Annotated in this window: 10 protein-coding genes; 4 read left to right on the top strand and 6 right to left on the bottom strand. The window is 68.7% G+C overall.

The genetic code is table 11. From position 1 onward, the window contains the following. Positions 1-8: 8 nt before the first annotated feature. Positions 9-824 carry a maleylpyruvate isomerase family mycothiol-dependent enzyme gene (locus tag ACYVLV_RS17200; RefSeq protein WP_460811899.1) on the top strand — a complete coding sequence of 272 codons (816 nt, stop codon included), beginning with the start codon at positions 9-11 and terminating at the stop codon, positions 822-824. Positions 825-891: 67 nt separating this feature from the next. Then, entirely contained in the window at positions 892-1,833 is a 942-nt protein-coding gene (locus tag ACYVLV_RS17195; protein ID WP_460811897.1) for an oxidoreductase, read from the top strand. Positions 1,834-1,873: 40 nt separating this feature from the next. On the opposite strand, the gene ACYVLV_RS17190 is transcribed toward ACYVLV_RS17195, so the two are convergent. The 6 genes from ACYVLV_RS17190 to ACYVLV_RS17165 all read right to left on the bottom strand — a co-directional run bounded on the left by ACYVLV_RS17190 (position 1,874) and on the right by ACYVLV_RS17165 (position 10,444). After that, positions 1,874-3,502, bottom strand: a complete 1,629-nt coding sequence (locus ACYVLV_RS17190; RefSeq protein WP_460811895.1) for a hypothetical protein — start codon at positions 3,500-3,502, stop codon at positions 1,874-1,876. Positions 3,503-3,510: 8 nt separating this feature from the next. Then, positions 3,511-4,305 (bottom strand): crotonase/enoyl-CoA hydratase family protein, encoded by a 795-nt coding sequence (locus ACYVLV_RS17185; protein ID WP_460811893.1) that lies wholly within the window; start codon positions 4,303-4,305, stop codon positions 3,511-3,513. A gap of 106 nt (positions 4,306-4,411) precedes the next feature. Further along, positions 4,412-6,856, bottom strand: coding sequence for a DUF6351 family protein (locus ACYVLV_RS17180; protein ID WP_460811891.1), 2,445 nt, complete (start codon positions 6,854-6,856; stop codon positions 4,412-4,414). A 61-nt stretch (positions 6,857-6,917) separates the two neighbouring features. Next, positions 6,918-7,898, bottom strand: coding sequence for a YihY/virulence factor BrkB family protein (locus tag ACYVLV_RS17175; RefSeq protein ID WP_460811889.1), 981 nt, complete (start codon positions 7,896-7,898; stop codon positions 6,918-6,920). 118 nt (positions 7,899-8,016) lie between these two features. Beyond that, positions 8,017-9,237: a fatty acid desaturase family protein gene (locus ACYVLV_RS17170; protein ID WP_460811887.1), complete on the bottom strand. Its 1,221-nt coding sequence runs from the start codon at positions 9,235-9,237 to the stop codon at positions 8,017-8,019. A 70-nt stretch (positions 9,238-9,307) separates the two neighbouring features. Beyond that, positions 9,308-10,444, bottom strand: a complete 1,137-nt coding sequence (locus tag ACYVLV_RS17165) for a ferredoxin reductase (protein ID WP_460811885.1) — start codon at positions 10,442-10,444, stop codon at positions 9,308-9,310. 84 nt (positions 10,445-10,528) lie between these two features. Between ACYVLV_RS17165 and ACYVLV_RS17160 the strand changes: the two genes are divergently transcribed. Continuing rightward, positions 10,529-11,725 (top strand): PucR family transcriptional regulator, encoded by a 1,197-nt coding sequence (locus ACYVLV_RS17160; protein ID WP_460811883.1) that lies wholly within the window; start codon positions 10,529-10,531, stop codon positions 11,723-11,725. Positions 11,726-11,783: 58 nt separating this feature from the next. Beyond that, positions 11,784-12,692, top strand: a complete 909-nt coding sequence (locus ACYVLV_RS17155) for an SGNH/GDSL hydrolase family protein (RefSeq protein ID WP_460811881.1) — start codon at positions 11,784-11,786, stop codon at positions 12,690-12,692. The last annotated feature ends 7 nt before the right edge of the window (positions 12,693-12,699 follow it).

Here is a 12,699-nt window from a genome sequence, read left to right as displayed (position 1 = left end):
GACTCGCTATGGACGCCCAGGCCCGCCTCGCGGAGTACGTGGAGGTGTGGTGGAGCGCGATCGGCGACCTGCTCACCCTTCTCGAGCAGTTGGAAGACGACGAGTGGTCGATCCCCACGGACCTGGCCGGGTGGGACGTGCGGGCCGTCGCCTCCCATGTCGCGCACCTCGAGTCGATCCTGGCCGGCGGGCCGGAGGAGACGGCCGAGGTCGGGGAGCCGGCACACGTCGGCGGCCTGATGGGGCTGTACACCGAGATCGGCGTGGTCAACCGTCGGCAGAGCACCCCAGGCGACCTCATCGACGAAATCCGATCCGTCACCACCAGGCGTCACGAGGCCCTCGCGGCCGATCCACCGGTTGATCCCACGGCCAGCCCGACCAACGTCTTCGGAGGCGTGCCCTGGAACTGGGGAACCCTCCTGCGCAACCGCCCTCTGGACATCTGGATGCACGAGCAGGACATCCGGCGCGCCACCAACCGACCCGGCAACCTCGACAGCCCGGCCGCCCAACACACCACCGACTACCTGATCGAGAGCTTCGGCTACGTGCTCGCCAAGAAGGCGGGGATGCCCTCAGGCATCCGCGCGGTACTGGAGGTGGCCAGCAGCGAGGTCGTCGCCTACACCGTGACCGATGCTCATCGCGGAGAGCGGCTCGCCAGCGTGCCCACCGACCCCGACGTCCACCTGCGCATGGACCGCGAGACCTTCCTCCTCCTCGCCGGTGGGCGGCGGGCGATCGGCCCGGAAACGGTGAAGATCGACGGTGACGCCACCCTGGGTGAGCAGATCCTGGCCGCCATGGCCACCACCCCATAGCCAGCCCTCCTTTCCCCATCGAACGCTCCCCGCGAACCGCCGACCGTCTTCTACTACCGGAACCCTTATGCCTCTTGCTGCTGTTGACACCTGGACCCTTACCGACATCCCCGACCAGACCGGGCGGACCATCCTGGTCACCGGCACCAGTCTCGGGGGCCTGGGCCACCACACCTCCCTCGAGCTGAGTCGGCGCGGCGCCCGGGTGATCCTCGCGGGACGCAACCAGAGCAAGCTCGAGGAGACCGACCGCTCCATTCGGGGCGAGCACCCCGCTGCGAATCTCGACCAACTCGTCGTCGACCTCTCCGATCTGGGATCGATCCGTCGGGCGGCAGAGCACGCGGGCCACTTCGGACCCATCGACGTCCTGATCAACAATGCGGGCGTGATGGGCACGCCCTTACGTCGTACCGCCGACGGGCTGGAGCTTCAGATGGCCACCAACCACTTCGGACCGTTCCTGCTCACCGGACTGCTGCTGCCCCAACTGATCGCCAGCGAAGCGGGCACCGTGGTCGCGGTCTCCTCTCAGGCCCACCGAATGGCACGCAGTGCACCACTGGGCGACCCCCGATCCCAGCGGGGCCGCTACGCCAAGTGGCCGACGTACGCCGCCTCGAAGCTGGCGAATCTGATGTTCACCTACGAGCTCGACCGCCGCTGCCGGGACGCGGGGATCCCGGTGAAGGCCACCGCCGCACACCCCGGCTTCGCCGGCACCCACCTCGCCGCCAACGGGGTCCTTCGTGGCGCCGCGGGTGCCGTCTCCTCCATCCTGGATGCCGCCGTCCGAGCCGTGTCCCAGAGCGCCGCCGCGGGATCCTGGCCGACGCTCATGGCCGCCACCGCCGACCTCCCCGGCGGGACGTACTGCGGGCCCAACGGCCTCTCGGAGATGTCGGGAGCCCCGCAGGTGACCACGAGTACGGCGCTATCGCGTGATGCATCCGCACTTCGGGGAATGTGGGAGCTCAGCGAACGTACGACGGGGATCCGGTACCCCTGACCGCACGGGCCGGTGACGGTCGAGGTTGCATGCTGAGCAATCAGGAGTACTGCCGGTCCCGGACCCTGACCAGACCCGCCAGGGTGCCGACGTACGCCGAAGCTCCGGGGCCGATGAGGATCGAGGATCCGTGAGGGTCGAACAGCGTGCCGATGCCGGTGCGCACCGACCAGATGCGTCGGCCTGTCCGGGCGTCCATCGCGGTGAGATACCACGCGTTGACGCCCCACAGATTCGGCCGCTTGGTCGTCGCGTAGAGCAGGCCGGTGGCCAAGGAGAGCTTCGGGACCGAACCCGAGGCGACCTCCGAGTTGGTCCACGTGGTGGCGCATCCGCCGTCCGTCACGTCCACTCGGGCCAGACCGCCCGACGGTGCTCGGCCCAGGAGGGTGCTGCGACGTCCGGTGTCGCCCGCGCTGTTCCGCACGACCACGGAGCCCGACCCGACAGCGGTCAGGGAACTGTCGGTCGCGCTCGAACCGTCCTCGAAGACGGATTCCTGGCAGACCAGCCGGCCGTTGTCGGCGCGGTAGAACTGCACGTGCATCCGCGGTTCGGCGTTGTCGGTGATCGCGATCAATCCTGCAGGGAGCACGGTCGGGGTCGTCCCACTTCCCTGAGTGGCCTGACCGCTCTTCTGGCCCGTCCCCGCGTCGTAGATCGTGCGCCAGTCCACCACCGGTCGAGCGGCGGCATCCACCGCCATCCGGTGTAGGGCGCGGGTGGTGGCGACGTAGACCCCACCCGAACGGTCGACACTCATCGAGTTCGCGATCTCGTCCCCGAGGTCGAGGGCGCGCAGGCGGCCGGTGTCGGGTTCCAGGAAGCCGATCCGACCGTTCTGCGTGGCCCACCAGATTCGTCCCGCCCAGTCGGGCGATACCGCGACCAGGCAGTCGTCCGGCTCCACCTCCTGGCCCAGGTCGTAGGTCGCCTCCACCGTGAGGTCTGCCTCGCCCCTCCCATCCTGGCTCTCGACGATCAGCACCGTGCGGTCGGCGGCTCCGAGGACGAGGCGTCCCGCCTGATCGACGAAGTATCCGGCTCCGCACAACTCGCTCATGCCCTCACCCGCGCGGGTCAGGTCGAGGCTGGCCAGGGATCGCATCGACTCGGGTTCGATGACCCGGAGGGTCGAACCGCGAGCGGTGTCGCACCGCGCCACCAGGCGATCCGCGGCGTCGAGCACCAACTGTCCACACTGCGTCAGCCCGAACCAGGCCGTGTCCACGGTGGGCGACTCCCCGAGCGGTGCGGGAGTGTCGAAGGTGTCGGAGGACCAGGTGTCGTTGTGCATGGCGCCGGTTCCGTTGGTGGCCAGCGAAGGATTTTGCGGGACGGCCAACGAGATCGGTTGCGGGATCGCCGGACGCCCCAGGTAGCGGGGTGTCACCAGGGCTCCCACACCCGGAGGGACGGGAAGGACACCGTCGGGCAGGACCGCGATTCCCGCCCCGAGGCCCAGCACGGAGACCGCGCCGATGGCGGTGGCCCGCCACGTCGGCAGGCCGGGGTCGAGGTGGCGGTGTACCTGTCGACGTACCACCGGGGCCGCCAGGGCCAGGCCCGCGACGAGCACGATGAGCGGCCCGGCGGCCCAGACCAGCGCGAGCAGGGCAAGCAGTGCCGCGGGCGCGCGCCAGTGTGCGGCCACCCATCGGCGAAGCATCAGGTGGGCTACCGCGGCCGTGGGCCGTAGTCCGGGTCGGCCTTCTTGAAGGCGGCCTGTCGGGCGGCCTTTGTGTTGGCCGCGAACAGGAGGAACAACTGCTCGACGCGTTCGCGGGCGAAGGTACGCCGCGGACCCGCGGTCCAGGTCTGGTTGAAGATCCGCTTCGTAGCAGCCAGTTGGTCCGGCGAACGCTGCTTGAGCCGTTCGGCCAGCTCGAAGGCCGCCGCCACCGGTGCCGAGTCGATGTCGGTGACCAGGCCGAGGTCGTGGGCCTCCTTGCCGGAGACGAGGTCCGCGGTCATCGTGAGTCGCTTCGCGGTGTCGATGCCGACCAGCTCGGCCAGGCTGCGCACGCCGGTCATGTCGGGGATGATCCCCCACTTGCCCTCCAACACCGACCAGGTCGAGTCGGGGGTGGCGATGCGGAAGTCGGCGGCCAGGGCGATCTGCAGCCCGCCGCCGAGACAGTGCCCGTGGACGGCGGCAATGACCGGAACCGGCACCCGCCGCCAGGCCCAGCAGGCCTCCTGGAAGGCGTTGGTGCCCGTGAGGGGGTTGGGGATGAAGCTGCGCACGATCTTCGCGGGCTGCTTCATCACATGCGCGAAGTCGAGGCCCGCACAGAAGGCGTCGCCCTCACCGGAGATGATCACCGCACGCAGGTGCTTGTCGCGGCGCAGGGTCCGCGCGGTGCCGGCGAGATCCTTCAGCGTCTGAAGGGTCAGCGCGTTCATCTTCTCGGGCCGGGACAACTGGACGTGGGCGATCCCGTCCTCGATCGTGCAGGTCACGTTGCTCATGGGGCGGATTCTAGGCGCATCACGCGTTGTCGGGTCGTCGGTGAGTGAGAGGTGGAATGGGAGGGCGGGACAACGTCCTACTCACCGCCGCCCCTACCACCCCGCCCTACTGGTAGATCGTGCCGCGGAAGGACCGCGAGCCCCAGCCTTCGGCGGAGAACGGTGCTGGTTGCGGGAGGTTGCGCCCGCCGATCGTCACGCCCGCAGCCATGGCGCCGCCGCTTCCGGCGTAGGTCAACCACGTCTCCGCGCCTCGTTGGCCGAAGCCCGGTTCGGAGTAGTCGCAGATCCCTTGGGGGAAGACGCCCTGCAGGGTCGCCCACTGGGCGTCGGTCAGCGGCGGCAGGAGGAAGTCGAACTCGCTACGCACCAACGGCTTGAGCTGGCAGGCGACACGGTCGTTGAACGCGTCGTCACCGGCAACCTGGCGTGGGGTGGTCAGGCGAAGTTGGGCGGACTCGGGAATGACGCACTTGACCTCGCCGTCGGGACCGGTGGTCGCCCCCACGCCGGGCACGTTGGAGCAGCGGTCGGTCACATCGGCGGGTTTGCGGTCGATGATCTTCTGGGCCAGCGGCTTCTTGCTGCGGTCCTTCTCGACCGCGGCCAACCATCGGTCGATGGCCACCAGGGACTCGTTGGCCCAGTTCAGGTCGCCGATCAGCGGGGTGACGCCGAACCACATCACCCGGTTGTCGGTGTGACCCTGGGCGCGCTGCATCCGGTCCTCGGTCCAGAAGGCGTGGGCGTAGTCGTGGGCGATACCGGGGTCGGGGCCTCCGGCGTTGATGATCGCCACCTGGTCCATGTTGTTGGCCTCGTTGATCAGACCGGTCCGGTAGGCGTTGGCGATCGAGAGCGGGTCGCCGGGCGTCCGACCGTCCATGCGGCGGGAGTCGACGTCGAGGCCGCCGAGTTTGAGGTTCAGGTCCACGAACTGGGCGGCGGTGATCTGGCCCGACTTCAAGGTGTTGAGGCCGTACATGATGCCGGTGTTGGCGAACGGTACGCCCGCGAAGCCGCGGCCGGCCGCCTTCTCCTCGGCGCCCCAGACCGAGGGCGGGCGGGGCCCGATGTTCTTGATCATGATGTCCAGCACCGAGCACCGGATCCCGGCCGGGTTGATGTCCGAGTCGTAGCGGGTCTTCGGGTCACCGGCCACCGGGTCAGGGGTCCCCGAGCAGTCGGATTCGGGATTCAGCGCGGTCTTGAACAGCAGTTCGTCGGCGGCGATCGAGTTGAGCGGGCTGAGGTGTCCCTCGACCTGACCCACGGTGACGGGATCCCAGACCACGCCGGGTGCCCATCGGCTGGGGTCCTCGAAGTACTGACGCATCAGGTTGTAGTCGGCGAACTGGGCGCCCGCGGTCAGGGTGTCCGGGTAGGAGCAGGAGGTGATCAGCCCCTGGTAGATGCCGGGGTAGGCGTTGGCCACCGTGTGCTGGGCGATCGAGCCGCCGGAGCAGCCGGTGCCGATGGTGTAGCGGAGGTTGCCGTACTGCTCGACCAGGCGCTCCTTGGCCATCATCACCGACTCGGCGTTCATGGCCACGTTGCAGTTGTGTCCGGTGTTGTTCAGGGCCGTCGCGATGACCGCGAACCCTCGACTCAGGCCCGTGATGTAGGACTGCGTGACACCGGGAACCCCATCGGGAATGGTGCCCGAGTAGTCGGTCAGCCGCGGGTCGCCCGGGGCGTACGACGCGCCGCAGTTGCCGCCGTGGGTGACGAGGACCTTGTTGTTCCACTGCCGCTGGGGCTTGAAGCGGGTCCACTTCTTGGTGGGCTGCCACAGGACCAGGATCGAGTAGCGGTCCCGGTCCTGGAACCCGTCCTCACGACGCACGATGAAGGGCACCGTGCGGCCCTGGTCAGTGGTCGTCATCGCCACGTCGGAGGGTGGGTTCGACCGGTCGTAGGGCTCGAGGTCGGTCTTGAACGGGCTGGTGGACCGGTAGAGGAAGGTGTACGTCGGCGGCTCGTTGCACTGAGCGTCGACGGCGGTGTCCTGGCACTGGTAGTAGGGGAACTGAGGGCCGGAGAAGAGCGGACCACCGTTCGGATGGTTGGTGAGGATGAGACGTCCCCGGTGCTTGCCCGGCGCCATCACCCGCAGGATGTTGCGTCCCACCTTCAGACCGGTGAGGTAGGCCTCGAAGCGTCCGCCGCGACGGGAGGAGAACCGATCGGTGACCTTGCGCCCGTTGAGGAACGCCTTGATCTTGCGGTTCTTGATCCCCTTGATCGGTTTGATCGAGATGCGGACGTCACCCCCCGAGACCAGATCGTTGCGGGTGGACATCGTCCGGATGACGATCTTCTTCTTCGCCCGTCGTTGCGCCGGTGCCGCGACGGGAGTGGCGGCGGGCCCGGTCATCGGCGACACGGCCGGCACCGCGGAGGCGGCAGGTGCGGCAGATGCGACAGGTGCGACGGGGGCGGTCGCCGAGGTGGCGGCTCCGACCCCCGCGGGCAGCAGGGCCAACGGGAGTGAGATCGCGGCCAGCGCGAGCGGAAGACGGGCGGTGCGGCGTACGCGAGAAACGGTCATGGGTGTGATGCCTCCTGGGGCTACTACACCCTTAACGCGTGACCGGCGTCTCGGATACGGGTCAATCCGTCCGGAATTGCCGATCGTCGGCCCGGCGATGGGGCCACATCCGCTCAATCTCGGCGTTCAGTTCGGCTCCGAGGAGGACAGCGAACGCGGTGACGTAGAGCCACAGGACCACCGCGATCGGGGTGCCGAGCTGGCTGTAGACCGCGTCGTCGCCCACACTCACCGCGATGTACTGGCGCAGCGCCGCTGAGGCCAGCAACCACAGGGCCATGGCCAGAACCGCGCCGGGCAGGTCCCGTCGCCACGGGGTCCTCCAGGGGACGCCGATGTGGTATCCGGTGGCGAGCGCCGCCACCACGACCAGGCCGAACGCCGGCCAGTACAGCGCGCCCACCGCGTTGAGCGTGGCCTGCGCGGCATTGTCCGGTCCCAAGGCCTCGAGGAGACGCGGACCCAACACCAACAGGGGCAGCACGACGATCGCGGCCAGGAGGCCGCCCAGCGTCAGCCCGAGAGCGATGAGGCGCCGTTTCCAGGCGACCCGTGGTTCCAGGTCATAGGCGATGGTGATCGTCTCGAGGTACCGGTTGACCGCGCGCGATCCGGTCCAGAGGCTGAGCAGGGCTCCGAAGGAGATGACGTCGGCGCGGCCTTGTTCGAGAACGCCGGCCGCGAGATCGGCGTACGACGCGTAGGTCCGGTCGGTGAGGAACGACCGGGGCAGGTCGAAGACGATCCGCTGCAGCTCCGCCGAGCCCTCGGGGCCGAGTTGCTCGGCGACGTACCCCAGCGAGCCCAGCACCACCAGCAGGAGCGCCGGGAGCGAGATGAGGGTGAACAGCGCCACCTCGGCTGCCATCCCGGGGACGCGATCCTCGACCGTCTCCTGCCCGGTACGCCGGATCAGGCGCCAGGACTGTTGGACCGGTCCGGGGGCGCGTTCCAGGGTTCGCACCGCCCTGCGCCGGGCGTCGGCTCGGGCCCGAGGCACCACTCGCAGGAGCTTGGAGCCACGGCCGTCCTCGTCACTCACGGTCGTCCTGGGAATGCCATCGGTTCGACCCTACGGGCTCGCCGCTCGCTCCATGACAAACGGCGAGCCCTCCCGGACCGCAGGGTCGGGAGGGCTCGCCGTCGGATGCGGGGCCGGATCAGGCCGCGCGCACCATCGCGTCGATCTTGTTCTGCTCGGCCTTGCGGACCTTGCGGCCGCCGGTGACCATCCGGAACAGTCGAGCCGCCTGTTGGGGGGTGTTGCTCGGCTTGGTCGCAGCCAGGAAGCCGTTGGGCAGCGAGAGCCGCACGACCTTGTGCCAGGCCGAGTAGACCTGCTGGGGCAGCGGCGCCTCGTGGTAGTTCAGGTCGTACTTCTTGAACAGCGCCTTGACCTGGGGGGCGATCTCGGCGTACCGGTTGCTGGGCAGGTCGGGGTAGAGGTGGTGCTCGACCTGGTGGGAGAGGTTGCCGGTCATGAAGTGCATGGCCTTGCCACCGGAGATGTTGGCCGACCCGAGCATCTGGCGGAGGTACCACTCGCCGCGGGTCTCCCCCTCGATCGAGGTCTTCTCGAAGGTCTCGACGCCCTCGGGGAAGTGGCCGCACATGATGACCGAGTGGGTCCACACGTTGCGGACCACGTTGGCGGTGAAGTTGGCGGCCAGGGTGGGCAGGAAGGAACCGGTGGGGATCGACAGGGCCGGGTTGACCAGGTAGTCCTTGGTGGCCTGCTTGCGGATCTTGTTCAGGGTCTTCTTGTACTCCGACTTGAACTTCGGGGCGTTGCGGCGCTTCTCGCTGGCCAGGTTCTTGCCGAGCTCGAGGTCGTAGGCCGCGATGCCGTACTCGAAGAAGCAGGCGTTGATGAAGTTCCACAGGGGCTGGGCGAGGTACATCGGGATCCAGCGCTGGTCCTCGTCGACCCGCATGATGCCGTAACCGAGGTCGTTGTCCTTGCCGATGACGTTGGTGTAGGTGTGGTGGAGCTCGTTGTGGGAGTGCTTCCACTGCTCGGAGGGGGTGGCGTTGTCCCACTCCCACGTCGTGGAGTGGATCTTCGGGTCACGCATCCAGTCCCACTGGCCGTGCATGATGTTGTGGCCGATCTCCATGTTGTCGATGATCTTGGCGACCGACAGGCCAGCGGTGCCGAGCACCCAGGCCGGCGGGAAGATGCTGGCGAGCAGCACGGTGCGGCTGGCGAGCTCGAGCTTGCGCTGGGCGTCGATGACCTTGCGGATGTACGCCGCGTCATCAGCGCCGCGGTCGTCGACGATGGACTTGCGGATCGCGTCGAGTTCCTGGCCGAGGGTTTCGATGTCCTCGTCGCTCAGGTGGGCGGTGGGGTTGTGCGCCTGGTTCTGGATCGTGGTCATGTGGTGCCTCCCGCTGGTTGAGGTGCGAGCGAAGCGAGCCTCGAAACCGAGGTCGCCTCTACTCAAAAGGTCAGTGGTCGATGTCGCAGGCGCCGGCAGCGGCGCTGATGCAGGTCTGGATGTTCACTCCGTCGCCCGGCTGGGCGACGGTGATGTCGCCGCTGCGCAGGTCGCGCACCGCGCCTTCGCGCAGCGGCAGGACGCAGCCGAAGCAGACACCCATCCGGCAGCCGCTGGGCATCAGGACGCCCGCGGCTTCGGCGGCGTCGAGAATCGAGGTGGCGCCGTCGGCCTCGACGGGGGTGTCGAAGGAGGTGAAGGAGAGCGTGCCGCCCTCACCGCCGCCCGCCATGACGGGCGCTCGGAAGCGCTCGACGAACAGGTCGAGCCCGGCCGCTTCGTGGTGGGCCTCGAGCGCGTCGAGGAGTCCGGCCGGACCACAGGCGTACGTCGCCCGCTCGGCCAGGTCGGGGATCCGGGCGGCCAGGCCGCGCTCGGCGTCGTCGACGACCAGCATGCCGTCGACATCGGTGTGGAGTTCGACCAGTCGCAGACGCCCCTCGGCGGCGTACTGGCGGATCTCGTCACCGAAGATGACCTCGGAGCGGGAGAGCGCGGAGTGCAGGAGCACGATGTCGGTCTCGACCCGCTCAGCGCGGGAGAACAGGTTCCGCAGCATCCCGATCACGGGGGTGATTCCGGAGCCCGCGGTCACGAGCAGCAGTTTGGCGGGCATCGGGTCGCCGAGGACGAAGTCCCCGGCCGCCTGACCGAGTTGGATCATCTCGCCGGCGCGGGCGTGGTGCACCAGGTGGTTGGAGACGACCCCGTCGGGGATCGCCTTGACCGTGATCGAGATGTTGCGGTCGCCGCGGACGCCGTGAGTCAGGGAGTAGGTGCGCCACAGGCGGACCCCGTCGACGTCGACGCCGAGGCGGACGTACTGACCCGGCACGTGGCCGGCCCAGTCCTTCCCGGGACGGATCAGGATGGTGGCGGAGTCGGCCGTCTCGGCGGTCACCGAGACGATGCGGCCGCGCAGGTCGGTCCCGGAGCGGAGAGGGGCGAAGATGTCGAGGACCTCGCTGGGCACGAGCGGGGTGACCGCGGCCTCGGCGAGGAGCGACACGCGGCGGCTCAGGCCGGCTCGCGCGCTGCGGCGGGGAGGGCTGGCCTCGGCGATACGCAGAAGAGTAGTGGTGGTCATGGGTGCAACTATCCTCGTTCGAGGGGTTATATTCATGACCAGACAGCGTGAATAAGTTGCAACCTTTTGTGCGCAGGGAACAAATTGACCATTCCAGAGCCCACCGAGCCGATGAACCTCGCTCTCCCGCGCGAGGCGACGGCGCAGATCCGGGTCGCCCTCCCGCAGGTCGCCACCGCCGTGGTCACCGCCATCGTGGCCGAGGTGCCCAGTTACGAGAGCGCGCTGAGCGACTCGATGGGCGAGACCATCCGCAATGCGGTGCAGTTGGCGCTCGGGGGCTTCCTCTCCCTCGCCACCGATTCGGATGAGTCCGACCCCCGCACCCCGACCGCGCCGGCGGTTCGGGGCGCCTATCAGCTCGGCCGCGGGGAGGCCCGCAGTGGCCGCACCACCGATGCGCTGCTGTCGGCGTTCCGGATCGGCGCCCGGGTCTCCTGGCGGGAGATGGCCGCGATCGGGGTCAGCGCCGGTCTGCCCGCCGCGAGGGTGGCCTCGTTCGCCGAACTCGTCTTCGCCTACATCGACGAACTCTCCGCAGCCAGCGTGGCCGGGCACGCCGACGAGCTGGCGACCAGCGGCCGGGTCCGCGAGCGTCTGCTGGAACGGATCGCCCGGCCCCTGCTCGACCGGGCCCCGGCCGAGGCCGTGCTCGCCGCCGCCGAACGCGCCGACTGGACGCCTCCCACGACGCTGACCGCCGTCATCGTGCCCGAGTCGCAGGTCCGTCCGGTGCTGGGCGAGGTCTCGGCGGCCGCTCTCGTGCTTCCCGACCCGGCCGAACTGGAGGGCGCCGCGGTGGTGCTCGTGCCCGACGCCCACGGCCGCGCCCGAGAGACACTGCTACATCGACTACGCAATCGCGACTGCCTGGCCGGGCCGCCACAACCGTGGCTCGACGTACGCGATTCCTTCGATCGGGCGCTGCGGGCTCGGGCGCTCGGGCTCACGACCGACACCGAACAGCACCTGGCCCGGCTGGTCCTGTCCGCCGATCCCCTGGCCCTCACCGACCTCCAGATCCGCGTTCTGGCCCCCCTGGCTGACCTGAAACCCGCCTCCGCGGAGAAGCTGACCGAGACCCTGCGGGCCTGGCTTCTGCACCAGGGACGCCGCGAGGACGTGGCCGAAGCCCTGTTCGTCCACCCCCAGACCGTGCGCTATCGCATGGGGCAGTTGCGCGAACTGTTCGGCGACCGTCTGGAGGACCCCGAAGCGGTGCTGGAGCTGACCGTCGCCTTGGCTCACGACCCCAGAGGGTCGGGCACGCCTCAGCAGTAAGTCCGGGAGATTGCCCAGGAGCAGGACCGAGACGGTGGTGCGAGATAGATTGTGGCCCATGCGCAGCCTCTCGGACCACCTGCCCTCCGGGCGGCGTCTGCTCAGACTGTTCCTCGTAGTGACGATCGGCGCGCTCATCACGTTCGTGACCACCCGTGTGGGCGACCAGGACTCGGAGCCCACTCTGCCTCCGATCGAGTATGTCGCGCTCGGTGACTCCTACACCTCTGCGCCGTACGTCCCCCCGCAGACACCGGACGACCCCTGCTTGCAGTCCGGTGGCAACTACCCGCACCTGCTGGCGGCGGAAATCCCCGCCCTGCAACTCACCGACGTCAGCTGTGGTGCAGCGACGACCACCAACATGATCGAACCCCAGGTGCTCGGTGAGGATCAGCTTCCCCCGCAGTTCGACGCACTGTCCGCCCAGACCGATCTGGTGACTATCGGGATCGGAGCGAACGATTCTGCCGTGTTCGCCTCACTGATCTACGCCTGCTTCCCCGGCGTCCGCACCGGCGCGATCTGCCACGGCGACTCTCCTCGGGGCACGGCGCTCCAGCTGATCATCGATCAGATCCAAGACAACGTCCAGGGAGTGCTGACCGCGATCCTGACCCGCTCACCGAGCGCTGACGTCATCGTGGTGCCGTACCCCCAGATCATCGCCGCCGACACCCGCTGCCCGGACCTCATCCCGTTCGAGGCCGAGGACTCGGCGTACATCGCTGATGTCAACCGTCGAATCTCCCAGGCCCTTATCGACGCAGCGATCGAAGTGGGGGTGGAGTACGTCGACGTACTGGCAGCCAGTGCGGGCCACGACATCTGCGCCGCGGACCCCTGGGTGATGGGAAGTCGCACTGACATCGAGGTGGCCGCCTCCTTCCACCCCCTGCCGGTCGAGCAGCGGGCGGTCGCCGATCTCGTACGGGAGCGCCTGTGCGACCTGGTCATCCCCTGTTGATGTTCCC

The organism is Nocardioides salsibiostraticola, assembly GCF_054783655.1.
The sequence above is the reverse complement of the archived record's forward strand: the minus strand, read 5'-3'. Positions and strand labels throughout refer to the sequence as shown.

Bases quoted from the DNA above. Each gene is read 5' to 3' on its own strand.
- ACYVLV_RS17180 (WP_460811891.1), bottom strand. From the start codon at position 6,856: ATGACCGTTTCTCGCGTACGCCGCACCGCCCGTCTTCCGCTCGCGCTG.
- ACYVLV_RS17195 (WP_460811897.1), top strand. From the start codon at position 892: ATGCCTCTTGCTGCTGTTGACACCTGGACCCTTACCGACATCCCCGAC.
- ACYVLV_RS17185 (WP_460811893.1), bottom strand. From the start codon at position 4,305: ATGAGCAACGTGACCTGCACGATCGAGGACGGGATCGCCCACGTCCAG.
- ACYVLV_RS17155 (WP_460811881.1), top strand. From the start codon at position 11,784: ATGCGCAGCCTCTCGGACCACCTGCCCTCCGGGCGGCGTCTGCTCAGA.
- ACYVLV_RS17165 (WP_460811885.1), bottom strand. From the start codon at position 10,444: ATGACCACCACTACTCTTCTGCGTATCGCCGAGGCCAGCCCTCCCCGC.
- ACYVLV_RS17190 (WP_460811895.1), bottom strand. From the start codon at position 3,502: ATGCTTCGCCGATGGGTGGCCGCACACTGGCGCGCGCCCGCGGCACTG.
- ACYVLV_RS17170 (WP_460811887.1), bottom strand. From the start codon at position 9,237: ATGACCACGATCCAGAACCAGGCGCACAACCCCACCGCCCACCTGAGC.
- ACYVLV_RS17200 (WP_460811899.1), top strand. From the start codon at position 9: ATGGACGCCCAGGCCCGCCTCGCGGAGTACGTGGAGGTGTGGTGGAGC.